The organism is Aurantiacibacter flavus, assembly GCF_039710615.1.
GTDB classification, from domain to species: Bacteria; Pseudomonadota; Alphaproteobacteria; order Sphingomonadales; family Sphingomonadaceae; genus Alteraurantiacibacter; species Alteraurantiacibacter flavus.
Map to the genome: position 1 here is coordinate 157,978 of NZ_JBDLBR010000004.1, position 15,115 is coordinate 173,092.

Annotated in this window: 13 protein-coding genes; 4 read left to right on the top strand and 9 right to left on the bottom strand. The window is 60.4% G+C overall.

Annotated elements, in window-relative coordinates:
• Positions 1–24 precede the first annotated feature (24 nt).
• Both ABDJ38_RS12650 and ABDJ38_RS12655 read right to left on the bottom strand, forming a co-directional pair.
• A complete protein-coding gene (locus tag ABDJ38_RS12650) occupies positions 25–537 on the bottom strand; it encodes a PilZ domain-containing protein (protein ID WP_346785478.1) in 513 nt (170 codons plus the stop codon).
• A 338-nt stretch (positions 538–875) separates the two neighbouring features.
• The gene (locus tag ABDJ38_RS12655) at positions 876–1,721 is read right to left on the bottom strand and encodes a sulfotransferase family protein (protein ID WP_346785479.1); all 846 of its coding nucleotides are present in this window, start codon (positions 1,719–1,721) and stop codon (positions 876–878) included.
• 514 nt (positions 1,722–2,235) lie between these two features.
• On the opposite strand from ABDJ38_RS12655, the gene ABDJ38_RS12660 reads away from it, so the two are divergent.
• On the top strand, positions 2,236–3,351 hold the full coding sequence (locus ABDJ38_RS12660) for a glycosyltransferase family 4 protein (RefSeq protein ID WP_346785480.1): 1,116 nt from the start codon (positions 2,236–2,238) through the stop codon (positions 3,349–3,351).
• 39 nt (positions 3,352–3,390) lie between these two features.
• On the opposite strand, the gene ABDJ38_RS12665 is transcribed toward ABDJ38_RS12660, so the two are convergent.
• The 6 genes from ABDJ38_RS12665 to ABDJ38_RS12690 all read right to left on the bottom strand — a co-directional run bounded on the left by ABDJ38_RS12665 (position 3,391) and on the right by ABDJ38_RS12690 (position 10,330).
• Positions 3,391–4,872: a pectate lyase family protein gene (locus tag ABDJ38_RS12665; protein ID WP_346785481.1), complete on the bottom strand. Its 1,482-nt coding sequence runs from the start codon at positions 4,870–4,872 to the stop codon at positions 3,391–3,393.
• 89 nt (positions 4,873–4,961) lie between these two features.
• Positions 4,962–6,185: a polysaccharide pyruvyl transferase family protein gene (locus ABDJ38_RS12670; RefSeq protein ID WP_346785482.1), complete on the bottom strand. Its 1,224-nt coding sequence runs from the start codon at positions 6,183–6,185 to the stop codon at positions 4,962–4,964.
• 229 nt (positions 6,186–6,414) lie between these two features.
• Positions 6,415–7,146 carry a family 16 glycosylhydrolase gene (locus tag ABDJ38_RS12675; RefSeq protein ID WP_346785483.1) on the bottom strand — a complete coding sequence of 244 codons (732 nt, stop codon included), beginning with the start codon at positions 7,144–7,146 and terminating at the stop codon, positions 6,415–6,417.
• A 126-nt stretch (positions 7,147–7,272) separates the two neighbouring features.
• Positions 7,273–8,583: an O-antigen ligase family protein gene (locus ABDJ38_RS12680; protein ID WP_346785484.1), complete on the bottom strand. Its 1,311-nt coding sequence runs from the start codon at positions 8,581–8,583 to the stop codon at positions 7,273–7,275.
• A 42-nt stretch (positions 8,584–8,625) separates the two neighbouring features.
• Positions 8,626–9,198, bottom strand: coding sequence for a polysaccharide biosynthesis/export family protein (locus ABDJ38_RS12685; RefSeq protein WP_346785485.1), 573 nt, complete (start codon positions 9,196–9,198; stop codon positions 8,626–8,628).
• Between the two features lie 154 nt (positions 9,199–9,352).
• Positions 9,353–10,330, bottom strand: a complete 978-nt coding sequence (locus ABDJ38_RS12690) for a glycosyltransferase family 2 protein (RefSeq protein WP_346785486.1) — start codon at positions 10,328–10,330, stop codon at positions 9,353–9,355.
• A 74-nt stretch (positions 10,331–10,404) separates the two neighbouring features.
• Here ABDJ38_RS12690 and ABDJ38_RS12695 point away from each other — a divergent pair, with 74 nt between their 5' ends.
• Positions 10,405–11,148 carry a metallophosphoesterase gene (locus ABDJ38_RS12695; RefSeq protein WP_346785487.1) on the top strand — a complete coding sequence of 248 codons (744 nt, stop codon included), beginning with the start codon at positions 10,405–10,407 and terminating at the stop codon, positions 11,146–11,148.
• 4 nt (positions 11,149–11,152) lie between these two features.
• Here the strand turns inward: ABDJ38_RS12695 and ABDJ38_RS12700 are convergent, their stop codons facing one another.
• On the bottom strand, positions 11,153–12,355 hold the full coding sequence (locus ABDJ38_RS12700; RefSeq protein ID WP_346785488.1) for a cell wall hydrolase: 1,203 nt from the start codon (positions 12,353–12,355) through the stop codon (positions 11,153–11,155).
• A 102-nt stretch (positions 12,356–12,457) separates the two neighbouring features.
• Between ABDJ38_RS12700 and ABDJ38_RS12705 the strand changes: the two genes are divergently transcribed.
• Both ABDJ38_RS12705 and ABDJ38_RS12710 read left to right on the top strand, forming a co-directional pair.
• Positions 12,458–12,721, top strand: coding sequence for a spike base protein, RCAP_Rcc01079 family (locus ABDJ38_RS12705; RefSeq protein WP_346785489.1), 264 nt, complete (start codon positions 12,458–12,460; stop codon positions 12,719–12,721).
• The gene (locus tag ABDJ38_RS12710; RefSeq protein WP_346785490.1) at positions 12,721–15,105 is read left to right on the top strand and encodes a hypothetical protein; all 2,385 of its coding nucleotides are present in this window, start codon (positions 12,721–12,723) and stop codon (positions 15,103–15,105) included. The genes ABDJ38_RS12705 and ABDJ38_RS12710 overlap by 1 nt, the downstream gene beginning before the upstream one ends.
• Positions 15,106–15,115: the final 10 nt, after the last annotated feature.

A 15,115-nucleotide genomic window follows, 5' to 3' on the forward strand; every position in this document is an offset into this window, starting at 1 on the left:
GCCAGACGCGATAAAACCTGGCGATCAGTAGTTCTTTGTCACCAGCGCCTTGACTATTCCTTCTTCTGACATGCGGAAGCCTATCAACCGGTAGCCTTCATCGGCGTCCTTGGCGTTCCCGAATTCGACCGTCCAGGCTGCTATCTGCTCAAGCGATGGGTCGATTCCGATATCATGTTCCTTGATGGCTCCCTCGCTGCTTTTCCGCGAAGGAGATTTCCGCGATCGAAGGAGCGCAGCGCTTACCGCAGCTTTTCCGACTGGGGCCGAAAATTCACAACCGTAGGAGTTCCGCTCGTTCCAAACGACGCGCGCAACGGTTTCTCCCACGAATGGCAACTCGACGAGCAGCGTTTCTCCAAGATCAAACCCAACGGCGGTTTCCAATCTCAGGCCGCTTTCGGACAGATCGTGGATCCGGGCCCGCGTCTTATCTGCGGCGCTATCGACAGGCGTGGCGAACCGCACCGTGCGCCGTGCAGAGCCACGCTGATCCAAAAGAACCTCAGCATTGAGCGGTGGGCGATGCAATGGCATGGGACGAGTTACCTCCTACTCGCCTAAATTGGCTTGGCGACTATTAGTGACATTGCAATCAATTCGTAAAGTGGGTTCGTCGCCTATTTGGCACACATCATCAACATTAAAGCACTTCATCGCAATTCCCGTGGAGTCCTTGCTGGCCTCTGGCGTCCGGGCTGTGTTAACTTTGGCCGAAATACGAAGGCCACAGACGTCATGTGAAAGTCGCAATGGCGCCCACCCGGAAAGCCGCGCTCGCCCGCAATCACCGGGACATCCTGTCCCGGTGCGAGAGGCCTGCCCACTCTCCCGTGAGCGAGGCATCCGCACGCCTGCGGAGAGCACGCAATCGCTTACTGGACGCCTTCCATCGGGCCATACCAATGGGTCAGCGATTGGCCGCTCATACCCTCCAACACTTCGATCGAAGGAGCGTAATATTCGTAGAGACGCTTCTTCAGCTCTTCGGTGAGAGGAGGATACTCGGTGTCGCGCGCAATGGATCCCCTGAGGGCTTCGAAAGCGGGGGTTCCTCGCAACGGACGCGCAATCGGCTTCATCCACGCCAGGCGCTTGCGCAAGGGGCCGGGCACGACCGGTACGGTCTTGTCTTTCACCTTCCCGCGTGACGACGGCGCGAGCGGGCGGGACGGCAAGCCGAGGTAAGACCGGACGCTGGCCATCTGTTGGTCCGGGTTGGCCTTCACGCCTTCGTAGAACAGGATGAGAAGCTGCTCCCTGCCGAACAGGTCGATGTATTTCTGCAGGTGCCGGGCATAATGCCCTGCCCCAAGAATCCGCGGATGTTCGCCTTTCGACGGGTCCAGGTAGTTATCGATATCGTCGCCGACATCGCCGCGCCGGAACAACATGCAGTAGTGGGAATAGGCCCGATCCACAGGGTTGCGCAGCTGGGCGATCATCTTGGCGTGGGGCAGAACGCGGTGGATGCGGGCGGCTCCATCGGGCTCATAAAGGTAGGAATTGGACTTCTCGCCAACGGTCTTTCCGACCCCCTCATCGCTGAATTGCGACAGATACCAATCATCGCCCTGGCTATATTCCCGCGAGAAATAGTGCAGTTCCGGACCCGGCATATACACCGCTGGATCTGACTGCAGCTGGGTCTGCAACCAGGTCGAAGCCGACTTGCCGGCCCCGATGATGATGAAGTCGATGTCTTCGAACCTTAGCGACATTTGCTACTTTCCAATCAAGACGCCGAAACAGGCTGCGACAGGCCTTACTTGCGCATGCACCGAATAGAGCTCTGGACATGCGCATATCGGGTTCGGCAATGAACCCAAGAGATGTCTCAATCAGGCATGCGTTGCAATCACTCGGATGGGTAGTGAGCCTTGCAATCTAAGCTAAGCACATCGGGCAAGTTCGACGTAGCTCTACTCCGAACCTCATGCGCGCCATCCTAATGGCGAGGTTCCTGGAAGGGGCTGCCTGACATAACGCACCATGCGTCAGCACTGCGTCGATAAGGTGTTAGTCCGTTTTCCCTGCTGCGCGCCACCGCATCGGCTTGTAATCTGTTGGCCGTGTCATCCAATCGACAGCATTCGCCATGTCTGCTCCGCAACGGCACTTGCGTAACACCGCCGTTCGCCTGACACCCAAGGCTCGCGACGAGAGACTCTGAAACATGATAAGAAAGACCAAATGGCGCGAGGCAGGGGAATGGAACTGAAAAGACCAACCGATTTGACAGTTCAGCTCGCCGATGATGCTCGGATTCTCTTCGTGCTGCCTTCGCTCGGCGCAGGCGGAAGCGAGCGTGTGGTCACCACACTGGCGAACCACTGGGCCAAACAGGGCCGCCAGATCGGCATCGCAAATTTCGACGACCCCGAGTTCACTCCATTCTATCCTCTCGCAGACGAGGTCGCACTGTTTCGTCTCGGCCTTCCCGCCGCCTCGGGCGGCCTGCCGGGGCAGCTTCTCCAGACCGCGCGCCGCATCAAGGCTCTCCAGCGGGTCTATCGCGAGTTCAAACCCGACGTTGTGATCAGCTTTCTCACCAAGGCCAATGTTATGTCGGTTCTGGCGGCTCGCGCTGCGGGCATTCCGGTCATTATCTCGGAGCGCAACAATCCGACACTCCAGCAATTCAACGCTTTCTGGCGTGCGGCGCGTGCCTATACCTATCCGAAGGCTTTTTCGTTCGTCACCATGACCAGGGGCGCGGCGGACTACTATCCCGAACGCCAGCGCCCGCGCACGACAATCATTCCCAATCCGGTAAACCTGCCCGAAAACTGGCAAGACCAGCGCCAAGGCAACACCATCACGGCGGTGGGCAGACTGGCCGACCAGAAGCAGTTCCACCTGCTCATCGATGCCTTTGCCCTGATCGCAGCGGATTTCCCCAAGTGGAACCTGCGGATCTGGGGCGAAGGCGCAGCGCGCGCGGACCTCGAACGGCAACGCGCGCAGCTCGGCCTCGACGATCGGATTGCCTTGCCCGGTCTGACCGAGAAGCCGGGACAATGGGTCGAGACAGCCGATGTCTTCGTGCTCTGCTCCGCCTATGAGGGCTGGCCCAATGTCATTGTCGAAGCCATGGCGGCCAAGCTGCCTGTCGTTGCTTTCGATTGCGAGCATGGGGTGACCGACATGATCGAGGATGGCGTCACCGGCCGACTGGTCCCGCTGGGCGATGTGCCCGCACTTGCCAGCGCCATGGCCAGCCTGTTGCAAGATTCCACGCTTCGGCAGGAGCTTGCCCTCCGTGCAGGAGAAGCCTCGGCCCGCTACGACACCGAAGTGATCGCCGACCACTGGAATAGAATTGTCGCTGACGCGATCGCCTCCCTATAAGGCGCCCGTGCGATGCGCTCGAAAGCCCGCGCACTCTCCTCAGGGGAGCGGATCACCGGCGAGATGGCTGAGATACTCTTCCAGATTTGACCACCCGTCATCGTCCCGATCCTGCCACGCGTCGGACGGGTCATTTGGATCGAGGCCCTCATGTGCCTCTTCCCACTCATCTGGCATTCCGTCCTGATCGCTGTCCAGCGGGCCCCGAACCACCGGCAGATCGGGCCAGCCGCCGACATCGACTGGATCGTTAATCCTGCGACCGCCGCATGTTCGTACATTCTCGATGATCGCTGCATCGAGAGCATCAAGCTGCCTGTCAGGCCCGTGCCGAGCACCGACGCCAGCCAGGACGGCTTCCAGCACCTTGTCCGATGTCATCGGTGCCACCGAAAGAGGCCTGTGCGGCTGGCTTACGATGTAAGGCACCGCCGCGTCATCGACGATCTTGCGCGAAACGGACCGATCACAGAGCATATCGACCCGGCTGGCGAGATGAATATTGTCCTGTTCGAAGACCTCGATCGAGAAGCCCCGATCTTCACCGACCGGAAAGACCTCGATCGCAGCGGGCGGGGAGCGGTCTCTGGTGCTGCGCCCGGGCAAGATCACGTTCCCGACATAGCTGATCCAGGTGTTTCCGTAGTGGTTTCGAAACTCCCCGAATTGCGACGTCGCGTCGTAGAAGACATTATTCACGAGATCGATCGGACCCGACGGGGAAGCAGAAATGTCGGGGTTACGATCACGATTGTGCGCAAACAGGTTTCCATACAAGGTCAACCTTCCGCACTGTTCGCTGGGGCCATCATTGGGGCATAGCAGCGCCCCTTTCGAATGCCGCCCCTTCGGATGGTTCGACTTGTCCAGGGACAGTGCAGAAATGCTGCGCGCGATAGTGATGTCTTCGCTCGGCTCATCCTCAGTCCCGACGTTCAGGTTTTCGTCCGTGGCGAACTGCACGGAGACCCTGTCGACATAAACATTCGAACTGCTTTCGATCGAAAGTCCATCGACATTCGAGGATGGCAAGGGGCTTGGTCCCGGTCGAAACTTGAAATCTCGCACCAGCACATTGTTGGCCTCGAATATCATCAAAGGCGAATTCTGCCCCTGTCCCAGCCTGATCTGTACGCCCTCTCCTGGAGCGGTCTGGCCGGCGATATATGTGTTCGAGGCCACCCTGATCTGACTATCGACAACGATCGTGCCGGAAATGCCGAAGACGCAAACCCGACCCTCGCCATCATGCTCGACACAATCGCGCAGGCTGCCCGGCCCGTCGTCGTCAAGGGTCGTGACATAGTAGACCTCTCCACCCCGCCAGCCCGTCGCGAAGCGGCCGTATCCGACCGCGCCCGGAAATGCGATCGAGCGCTCGCTCTCACCATCACTAGCGTCGACCGCGACCGCCATCATGCTGCCAACCGCCGTCGGCTCGTCATCGTGGCTGGAGATAACGGCGATAACGGCCATTGCGCCGCAGGCCGCCACAGCACCGAATTGCAAAATCTGATGCATAGCTTCAACCTCGCCTGACCAGCTTCCAGCCTAGTCGCTACCGCCTAGTTTCGCCTCTTCAACAGGCAACCGCAAGGCACAAGCTGTTCCTACTTCGCCTTTGCCAGAGCATCGACGGCATCCTGCACAACCGATGCCACCTGATTTTTCTCAAGGCACTCCTTGATGATCCGGGATTCGTCACCGCACCTTGCTGCCATTTGGTCGATCTTTCCGACAATCTTGTCGAAGCCAGGATCTCTAACGTCGAAGACATAGTGCGACTGCTGGAAATGGGCGGCAAGGTCCGTATATTTGGAAGCCCAGCCAAAGATAATAGCCGGCACACCGCTTCTGTAAGCAAAAACAATCGAGTGATAGCGCGATGCAACAATGTATTTGAAACGGCTGATCATGTCGATCAGTTGAGGACTGGAATAGTCCCCCGTGATCACCTTGACCTTGTCCTTGCCCTTCGTTTCCTGAAGGATTTTCTGGGTCAAGTTCAAGTCCGCAGTCGAGGTGTTGAGAAAATAGACATTTTCTCCGCTGTCGATCAGCTTATCTAGCAGTTTCGCATAAAGATTGAGCACCGCTTCCGAATCACCGATCCTGAACAGGTTTTCGTTCACGATGAAGCCAACCGAACCTTCCTCCGGATAGGTGGCGACCGGCGGCTCGCCCGAAGCGAGAATCTCGCTGGCTGTCGGGAATAGCTTCTCCCGAATGACCATGTCGGCCGACAGTTCGATATTGTCGAGCCCGAGCGCCTTCAGACATTCATACCCTTCCCTCTCGCGAGGGTAGATTTTCGTGCAGTAGCTGAGTTCGTGCTTAACCCGTTCGAGATATTCAGCGTCGTCAGCTTCGCCCCAGTCGAACGGACCGAAGCTCTGCGGCATCAGGACGATTTTCGTATTGTAGCGCTTCGCCATCTTGATCGTGTCAAGAAGCCGCTCACCAGCCCCCTTGCTCCAGCCCGAACCGAGCGTGTAGCCACTCGCGTCGAAAATCGCGTCGGCCTTCCGCAGCGCCTGGCACATCTCCGGCAACTTGCCGTTCCACTTGTCAGTCTTTCTCACCAGCCCGGCGAAGCGGGTCAGCAACGGCGTGAAGAGTGGAATATTTTCAAGGTTATGCTTGAATACGAGACGCGTATAGTCATCGTGCGGCAGCAGCTTGAAAGCATACTGCTCAGGCTCATCGGTCTTGAAGGCGAAACCGGTGACCTCACAGTCCTTATCGATGGACTTCAAGGCATAGTATAGAGAAAGGAACATGGCCTGCGAGCCTTTGTTCCTCATCTGGATACCAGTGATAATATAGGATTTCATGCTCGGTTCGCCTCTAGAACAATATTTTGCACTGGGTGGACACGCTCAGAAGCTTTGCATGGCTTCTCCCCCGGCAGACAGCTCTTCCGCGAATCCGCACGGGCCCACACTTACCTCGCCGATTTTCCGACAAGGCATCGATCTTTGAACCTGTTCTATCAGCAAGCGAACCCGAGCGCATTGGCGCAAAGGGACTAACTCCTTATCGGTGCAGCAGCGGCCAAACCGCTCAATCGCAGCCTTGCCGGCTCACAAAATCGGCTGAAAAGGAGATGCAATCGACTGTCATCGACGTGGGCAATGTCGCCGGGTCGAACTCTCCAACCCACGATGTTAATTGCTGCGATCCCCATAGCGACACCATGATCTTTTGCTTCGTGACTGGTAGCGGCAACCTGTCGCCGGCATCTTCGTGCACCAGTTCGCCATCGACATACCAGCGGATGTACCCTGGTTGCCAGTCGAACCCGTAGACATGCTCCTCCGCCGTGGCGTCGAAACCTAGCGGATGCTCGTAGGAGACCTTTTCCCCGTCGCGAAAATAGGTGAAAGCAACCTCGCGCGGCTTGGAGCCGAGAATCTCTATATCAATCTCATCCCAGGGGTCGCCGAAGTGCGGCCCTGTGTAGGTGAAGAAACCCGAGACCGTGCCGCTTGCAGGAGCGGCCCGCATGGTCACCTCGTAGTAGCCATGGCCGTACTTCTGCCGTGTCTGCACCTCCGCACCCGAAAACTCGGCGAGGTTCGTCCGCTTGTGATCGAGGACGAGGTGGAGCTTGCCATCGAAGCGTGCTTGCGAACGACGCCAGTCGTTGACCGTCCACTCTCCGTTTCGCCAGCCGTCAGACACAGACCATGTGCGGTTGTTCAGACGGTCGAAGCCATCGGTGAAAGGCGGGGCCCCTGCAAGCCGTTCCTGCGTAATGCCATCTGCTCGCGGCGTAGCAGCTTGCGCATCCACCCTCTCGCCTCCCGCCAACAGCGAAAAGAGCCCAACACCGCCAAGTGCCACGGTAGCGAAAATCGCAGGAAATCTCATGGCAGTGAGATCGAAGGTTTGTAGAGCGATGTCAAACGAGTTGCGCCATCACGCAAGTTTGCGTCGGCGGATCGCGCGCGGGCGCAAGCGAGCTGATCGCAAGCTACCAGCACCATCTCGTCGCAAACCGATAGCTAAGGCCGCGAATATTGAAACGGTCGCAAAGTGCATGGTATCAAAGCCGACGACTTCGAACGGCATTTTCACCGCGAAGAAGAAGCACAGGGTGCAGGCGAGAATGTTCGAGAAGCCGGGCGCTCTTATCGATCGGAACACCAGCATGGCGACACTCGTCGCCGCCACGATCGCGGCCAGGACAAGGCCGACATAGCCAAGGTGGATGACGATCTCCATCGCGGTATTGTGAAAGTTGAAGCCTTGGTGACCGGCGATACCCATCATATCCCAGAGGTATCGCGCATCGACATTCTCTTCGAGCCAGAACGCATGATAGCCAAGGCCCAGCCAGGGACGTTCGGCGATAAGATTATCTCCGAATGCCCAGAGGTCGGAACGCCCGGTGAGCCCGGCATCCTTCCCGCTGGCATCGAGCACAAGATCGAAAATCGGCTCCAGCCAGAGACTCTGGGAAACCAGGGCAAGCGTGGCGATAATTGCCGATGCGACGAAAATCCCGCCCCTCGCCTGTGGCGCCAGCCTTGCGGAGACAAGCCAGGCGATCAGGCACGCCGATGCCAATGTCGTGGCGATCAGCGCCCCGGTCGCCTTGCTCGAAATCAGGATCCAGGCCAAAATTGGCAACAGGGCGCTGACGCCAAGCGCCGCGACGAGACGCCTCTTCTTGAGCATCACCCAGATGAACACGATTGTGACGAACGTTGCCACCCCTGCCATGTCGCCAGAGGCGTTCTTCGACCCGGCAAGCCCCGCGAAAGCATCGCCGGGGCCATCCCCCCAGCCGACCCATCGTCCGAACAGAATGCTCGCGACCGAGTAGGTGGCAAAGGCGAAGAAGTATCCGTTGATGCAGGAGGTACGACGCACGCCCGCCCCCACGATGATACCGGCGAACGTGGTAATGGCGAAAAGAAAGCCATAGCGCAGGGTCGTGAAAGGCACTTCCGACCAGAGCGCAGAGGCCAGCGCCATCGCCGGCAATAGCAACAGCGGCCAGCATTCAAGCACCATGCCGGGCAACCGCTCCCACCGCAGCAGGCAGAAGGCGCCGACAGCGCCAAAAACGCCGATGACCGTAAGCGGCCCGAGCACGAGGTTGAACAGGATTGCCGCCAGAATCGCGCCGACAATCAGAGTATCGAACCAAGATGAGCGACGATCTAACTGGAACTCGGGGCGGCGCGCGCCGATCCGTCCGAATTCGGCCGAATGCGCGACCATCAGACTGTCCGGCCCGCTAATTCGTCCATCCGTATTTCCGATCTAGAAATACCGTTCGCCCACCCGGATCGTGTCGCCCGGCTGGATATAGACCACCCGGCCAGTATCCAGATCGTAGGTGTACTCACGGTCGTCCCCCGCGCGGCGGATGAAGACCCGGCTGCGATCGGCGCGATAGGTAAACCCGCCAGCTACGGCGATGGCTTGCATCGCGGTGAGCTCCGGCTTGTAGGTGAACTCGCCGGAACTGCCGACTTCACCCAACACGTAGAAAGGCCGATAGTTCAGCACTTCAACGTTTATCCTCGGATCGTTGAGGTAGCCGTTCGAAAGCTGCTCCGTCAGCAATTGCGACAGCTCGCTGGCTGACATGCCCGATGCGGGAATGTCGCCCAGCAGCGGGAAGGAAATATCGCCTGCCGAGGTCACGACATAGTCCTTCGTCAGGGCCTCTTCGCCGAACACGGTAATGCGAAGCTGGTCGGCCGGTGCGATGGCATAGGTTGGCACCGCATAGGGGTTCGGCGCCGCAGGCGGCAGGCCCGACGCACATCCACTGAGCAAGGCCACTCCGACAAGGCCAGGGAGGGCCACGGCTTTCAGCCAACTCTGCATGCGTTCCTCACTTCTTCTTCCGGTCTCGCACGACCATCCAGCGCAACGCGCAATAGGGGAGTCTTCCTTTCCCGGCAAGCTGCCTGCCACGCTGTGAGCCCTCAGATCGATGGTTAACTGCGCCACCAAGCACGAAGAATTCCAACGATGCGGGTCAGCTCCGCGATCCCGCTGCAAGGCGCCTGCGCCAGCGCCCCGCCAAAGCCGAAAGCGGCATCCCGAAATGCCGGGCGGCGGCCGGATTGCGCACAATCGCTGCAATCGCAGGAAACACCCGCCGCTGCTTCAGCGCCTCCACCGCTTCGGTGAAGGCAACCGCCTGCTCGATCGACCGATACCGCCGGAGGTAGGCGGACGTGAGACGACCCCTCCGCTCAAGTGCGCCACGCAGCTCACGTTCCGATGCCAGAATACGCTGAACGTTGGCGAGCGAAAGCCGGTGCGAGATCGAGTTCTCGTGCTTGCGATACCGGTAACCCGCCTTCGGCAGAAGCCGATAATCCGCGCCGCTCAGCAGAAGTTGCACAATCAGCTCGTCATCTTCGCCTATTCGCAGGCCCGGCTGATAGCGGTGCTTGCCGCTCTCCAGCGTCGAACGCCGGATGATCGGTTTGAGAAAGCCCGGGTTCGGCTCCTTCCCGAACATCACGCTATAGCGAAAGTAGGTATCGAGAGTGATGATGCCGCTATCGAGCAGACCGGTCCCTTCGAGAAACCGTGAGGTCGGCAAATTCTCGCCAAATATCGCCAGATCGTCGGCGACCATATCCGCCTGATGACGCTCGCCAAGCGCAATCATCGCCGCGAGGCGATCGGGCTCAAACACGTCGTCGCTGTCGAGCACCGCATACCAGCGCCCGCGCATATTCTCGATAGCGATGTTGCGCGCACCGCCAGGCCCCAGGTTCTCAGGCGTCTGGAACACCCGGATGCGCGCATCGGCTGCAGCGCGACTCTTGGCATAGGCGAAGCTGCCGTCAGACCCGTGATCGTCGACGATCAGGACTTCGACCGTGACCCCGCGCTGCTGCAAAGCGCTGTCGATGGCCTCGGCCAGGTAGGGCATGGCGTTGAAGCAGGCAATGGCAACAGATACGTCTGGTTGCGCAAGGCTCTCGGTCGTAACAGTCACGCGCTGGGAATCTGCCAGCAGGAAGCGAAATTTTTCAACTGACAAGCCATCGACCAAAAGACATACCGGCGACCATGAACATGCTCAACCCGCTCCGCACGAAGCTGCCGCGCACCGCCGATGGCGAGCGGATCTATGCTATCGGAGACGTACACGGGCGGAATGACCTTCTCATGCGGCTCCTGCGCCTGATCGTCGACCACTATCCGACATTGCACCCGGCACCGCAGAGGATGACGCTCGTGTTCCTGGGCGATGTCATCGATCGCGGACCTGCCAGCGCTGCGTGCCTGCGCACCGTCTCCGGTCTGTGCGAAAGCAATGCGGCCACAATGTTGCTCGGCAACCACGAAGACATGATGCTGGCCTCGCTCGATGGCAATCCCGATGCTCAGGCCGCATGGATTGGGAATGGCGGGCTCGCGACCCTGCGCAGCTACGGGATCGATCCGCCCGGCCCAGAGGAGGACTCGTTCGATTTCGCCGAGCGCTTGGCGCGAGGAGTGCCCGAAGATCAGGTGGCTTTTCTGAGGTCGCTCGAAACGACCTATCGCAGCGGCTCCTATTTCTTCACCCACGCAGGCGTTCGGCCTGGCGTGGCGCTTCACAAGCAGGAGCCGGAAGACCTCTATTCGATCAGAGCGGATTTCACCGAATCCGAAGCCTGGCATGGTGCGGTGGTCGTTCACGGCCATTCGATCGTGGATGCGGTCGAAATGCGCCACAACCGCATCGGCTGCGACACCGGAGCCTATGCGAGCGGACGCCTCTCGTGCGTCTGCTTGCAGGACGATTTACGGGCCGTGCTGCAAACCTGAGATATCACAGCTCCACCAGCGACAGACTGGCCGCCTGTTCGGCCCCCGCGATACACCGTGCGGTGCCCGCGCGCTGCCACCTTGTGCAGTTCCAGTATACCTGCTGGGTTCGCTCTCTGAGGGTCTGGACATAGATCAGGTCGGGCGGCATCGCGGCCAGCCCGTCGCTGTCGAGCTGCCAAGGCTGCGCGCTTCCCGGCGCCCAGCCGACCACCCTGCACTCCGCCTTGCCCTCGCAGGCAGCTACGGCATCGAGCGCCCAGCGACCCGGAGTACCATCGTCGCGCATCGGCTGGATGATCGGACGAGCAAAAGCGGGGGTCGGCGAAGCGGCTGCTCCTTTGCTTGCAGAGACCCCGTCTACCGCGAATTCGCCGGAGGCCGCCGGTCCCCCGATCGGCCCCTCGCCTTTCGGTGTAACGTCAATAATCGCATGGGCAGGATCGAGCGCGGCAAGCTGGCTAACCAGCGGCTCGGTTGACGATACCGAGGCACCGAAGGCAGGCCCCGTTCCCCATGGGCCTTTCCAGCGGAAGAACAGGTGCGTCTTCACAGCCGTCAGCTTGTCGAGGCTCTCACTCCAGTAGGGCACCACCCAGTCGGTGTGATAGTGCGTGGCCCACCCCACGCGCTCGTCGACCTCCTTGCCGAGCATTTTTTCGGCAAGCGCCCTGGCACGCGTAAGGGCCGGCGGCGATGGACGCCAGCGGAGCATCGAGCCATCGCAGGTGAAGCTGAACTGGCATCCGGTCGCCCGCTCCGCGCCCTGAAACACCACACCGCAGACGGTGTTGGGCCAGGCCGGATGGCGAACCCGGTTAAGCACCACCTGCATCACCGGCCGCTGATCGTCTGCAGAGCCACCTGCCTCATAAAGCGCAGCGATGGCAAGGCACGTCGCGGCCCGCTCGCGGTCGGCATCGCTCAGCCGCGAATTGAACGGCCGGGCTGCTGCACTGGCGTGGATGGAGAACGGCCGGGAATCGTTGATCTGTTTGGCCGTCTTCGCCTCGATTGGCAGGAGCTTGTCGGCAGAGAAGTCCTGCGCATCGCGCACAATCTCCTCAAGCGGAGGAGCCTCGACGTCATCGAAGCCGTCGCTCTCTCCGTCCAAGCTTGCCCACCCACCCGCTTGCAGCGAATCAATGCCACGGGCGCCGACAAGCACCAACGCAGTCGCGCCCAGCACCAAAATGAGCGCCGCCATTGCAACAAAAGGCCTGCGAAAAGAAACCATTTTGGTAAATTAACTTTCCTACACGAACCGCGAATGATTAGCGTCCTCGCGAATCAACGAAAGGAGTTTACCATGGACCGCTTCAAGAACAGCAGCGACTCGGTTTCGGACCCGGCACGATCACTCGCGACGATCGATGCGACCTCGTCCACTCCGCTGGATAGCGCACCGAAGGCCATATTCGTCGGCACCGGCGGCGATGTGGCGGTTCGTGCCATCGACGACGCCACTGCCGTGATCCTGCGCAATGTCCCTGCGGGCACGATCCTGCCCATTCGCGCCGCGCAAGTCGATCCTGCCCATACCACGGCGCGCGACATCGTGGGGCTCTATTGATGCGCAACGCCCTCGCTCTGGATCTGACAACGATCAGGCCGCTGGTCGGCGCAGGCCCGACCACCCCGCCACCTCCGATTGGCTGGGCGCCAGAAGCCGCCGGTTGCCGAATGTGGGATGCGCGCAAGCTTCCACCAGGCCCGGTGGCATCCTGGCCAGACGGAGGGGCGCTCTCGACGCTGTCGCAAGGCACCGCGCCCAACCGACCGATTAATGTCGCTGGCGGCGTGACCTTCGACGGCGCAAACCACCTGTTAAGCGACACGGCCCGCGCGCTCGTCAGCGAAGCGTCCTACGATCTCGGACCGGGCGTCACCTGCACCGGCCTGAGCCGCGCACCTGACAAGACATGGTGGGTGGCCGCTCACTCGCTCGGGCAGTCGTTCACCGATGCGAAGCTGATCCACTACAGCGCCGACTTCTCGAGCGTTCTGGCCTCGCTTGACCTCGGTGTGATCTACGGCGCCGGCTCTGTCGGCGGCGTGCAGGGCCTCGTCTACGACACAGGCGATGACACGCTGTGGTTTGTTTCAGCCACTGCGGATGCCATATTCAACATTACCACGGCAGGCGTGGACGTTCCGGCAAATCGCATTGCCTTCCCCAACGGGAACGGACTGGCGATCAATCAGGCCGATGGCGAACTGATCGCCTGTCAGGCACCCGGCGGCACCAATCTCATCCGGCGGATCGACAAGGCCACCGGGGCAACAATCGCCAGCAGCACGCTCGCCGCCACCGATAGCGATCACCTGTTCTACCACGAAGCAAGCAAGACGCTGTGCCAGACCTCGGGCACGAACGGCGGCACCGGCAAGTTGACCTTCTATGCGATGGGCCAGCCCAATTTCGTGGACCAGATCGGCTCTGTAAACATCCCGGAGCTGGATGCGATTGAAGGGGTTTACCTTGCCGATGGCAAGGCGTGGTTCTGCAATGACGCACTTTCGCGCGGCGTGGGGCCAGCAAACACCGTCGAGCAGTTCGATACCGGCGAGATGCTTGGCACGACGGCGGAGTTCTTCGGCATCGCCAGCTGGACCGCTCCAACATCGGCCGATTGCCTCATCTCCATCGGCGAGCCGGTGTTGGGGGGCCATGGCGCTGGCCTCTATCCGCTCGGCGAAAACGCTCTGCGCTTCCATGCCAGAAGCTACAGCCGCACCTGGACCGGACTGCCGAGCTGGAGCACACCGAAGATTCTCTTTGTCCGGTTCGACGCGATATCCGATACCTGCCGACTGTGGATCGACGGTGTGGAATACTCATCGTTTACCGAGAACGCTCCGATCAGCAGCACCACGCGGCCGCTGTGCGACCGGAACCGGCTCAACATCGGCGCGACCTATGAAGATGCCATCGAAGCGCGCCACCTCGCATCCACGATAAAGGCACTGGGTTACTCGATGGTCACGCAAGACCGGCAAAAGATCGAAGGCTGGCTGGCGCACGAGTTCGACCTGACCGCCAACCTGTCGAGCGGACATCCCTACAAGAGCACTGCGCCGACAAATGCCGTGATCGCGCCTGCCAACACCTATGTACCGGCAATCACCGGCACCTTCACGCAAGGCCAGACATTGAGCGTCGACACCGGCATCTGGACCGGCTCGGAACCGCGCACCTACTCGTGCCAATGGACCCGCGACGGTGCCAGCATCCCGGGCGCGACCGGCACCACCTACACGCTTACGGGCGCCGATGTCGGCACGGTGGTCGACTGCACCGTCACCGCCACAAACTCGGCTGGCAGCGTCAGTATCAGCGCGGGAGGAGAGGGCCTCGTTGCCGCATTTTCCGGGGCCAGCTTTTCGGACACATTCACGGGGGCATCCGACACCCCCCTGGAGGACCACACTCCCGATCTGGGCGGCGCATGGGTTCGCACCTCGGGTGCTGCCGCGGGCTTCATGCTCGATGGCGCAAACCGCGTCTATTCGGCGGAAGGCGGAACCCACGTCTACCGCACCTCCACGACTATTGCCGAAGATCAGTATGCGCAGGTCGATCTCACGCTGACCGCCGATAGCACCAGCAGCTTCGGCCCCATGGTCCGCTGCGACGCTTCTGGCAACAACCTCTATTTCGGGCGCTACAATGCATATAACAATATCTTCCAGATCGGTCGCACCTTCGGCGGCTCAACAGGCATTCTGGCCTCGGGCGGGTCATCTATGGCTGTGGGCGAGACCAAGCGCATTCGGCTGGAAGTCGCGACGAGCGGCGCGAATGTCTACCTTAGCCTGATGGTCGATGGCGCGCTGGTCGCGTCATTCACGGATACGGGCGGCTCCAGAATCACGGGTAGCGGAAGCCCGGGTCTGCGCGCGTATTATTCCGGTGCGGGCATAGTGCTCGGCAACTTTGCCGCCGGACCTGACTAGCGACCGGCGA

Coding starts and splice junctions, on each gene's coding strand:
- ABDJ38_RS12650 (WP_346785478.1), bottom strand. CDS start 537: ATGCCATTGCATCGCCCACCGCTCAATGCTGAGGTTCTTTTGGATCAG.
- ABDJ38_RS12655 (WP_346785479.1), bottom strand. CDS start 1,721: ATGTCGCTAAGGTTCGAAGACATCGACTTCATCATCATCGGGGCCGGC.
- ABDJ38_RS12665 (WP_346785481.1), bottom strand. CDS start 4,872: ATGCATCAGATTTTGCAATTCGGTGCTGTGGCGGCCTGCGGCGCAATG.
- ABDJ38_RS12670 (WP_346785482.1), bottom strand. CDS start 6,185: ATGAAATCCTATATTATCACTGGTATCCAGATGAGGAACAAAGGCTCG.
- ABDJ38_RS12680 (WP_346785484.1), bottom strand. CDS start 8,583: ATGGTCGCGCATTCGGCCGAATTCGGACGGATCGGCGCGCGCCGCCCC.
- ABDJ38_RS12685 (WP_346785485.1), bottom strand. CDS start 9,198: ATGCAGAGTTGGCTGAAAGCCGTGGCCCTCCCTGGCCTTGTCGGAGTG.
- ABDJ38_RS12695 (WP_346785487.1), top strand. CDS start 10,405: ATGAACATGCTCAACCCGCTCCGCACGAAGCTGCCGCGCACCGCCGAT.
- ABDJ38_RS12700 (WP_346785488.1), bottom strand. CDS start 12,355: ATGGCGGCGCTCATTTTGGTGCTGGGCGCGACTGCGTTGGTGCTTGTC.
- ABDJ38_RS12705 (WP_346785489.1), top strand. CDS start 12,458: ATGGACCGCTTCAAGAACAGCAGCGACTCGGTTTCGGACCCGGCACGA.
- ABDJ38_RS12710 (WP_346785490.1), top strand. CDS start 12,721: ATGCGCAACGCCCTCGCTCTGGATCTGACAACGATCAGGCCGCTGGTC.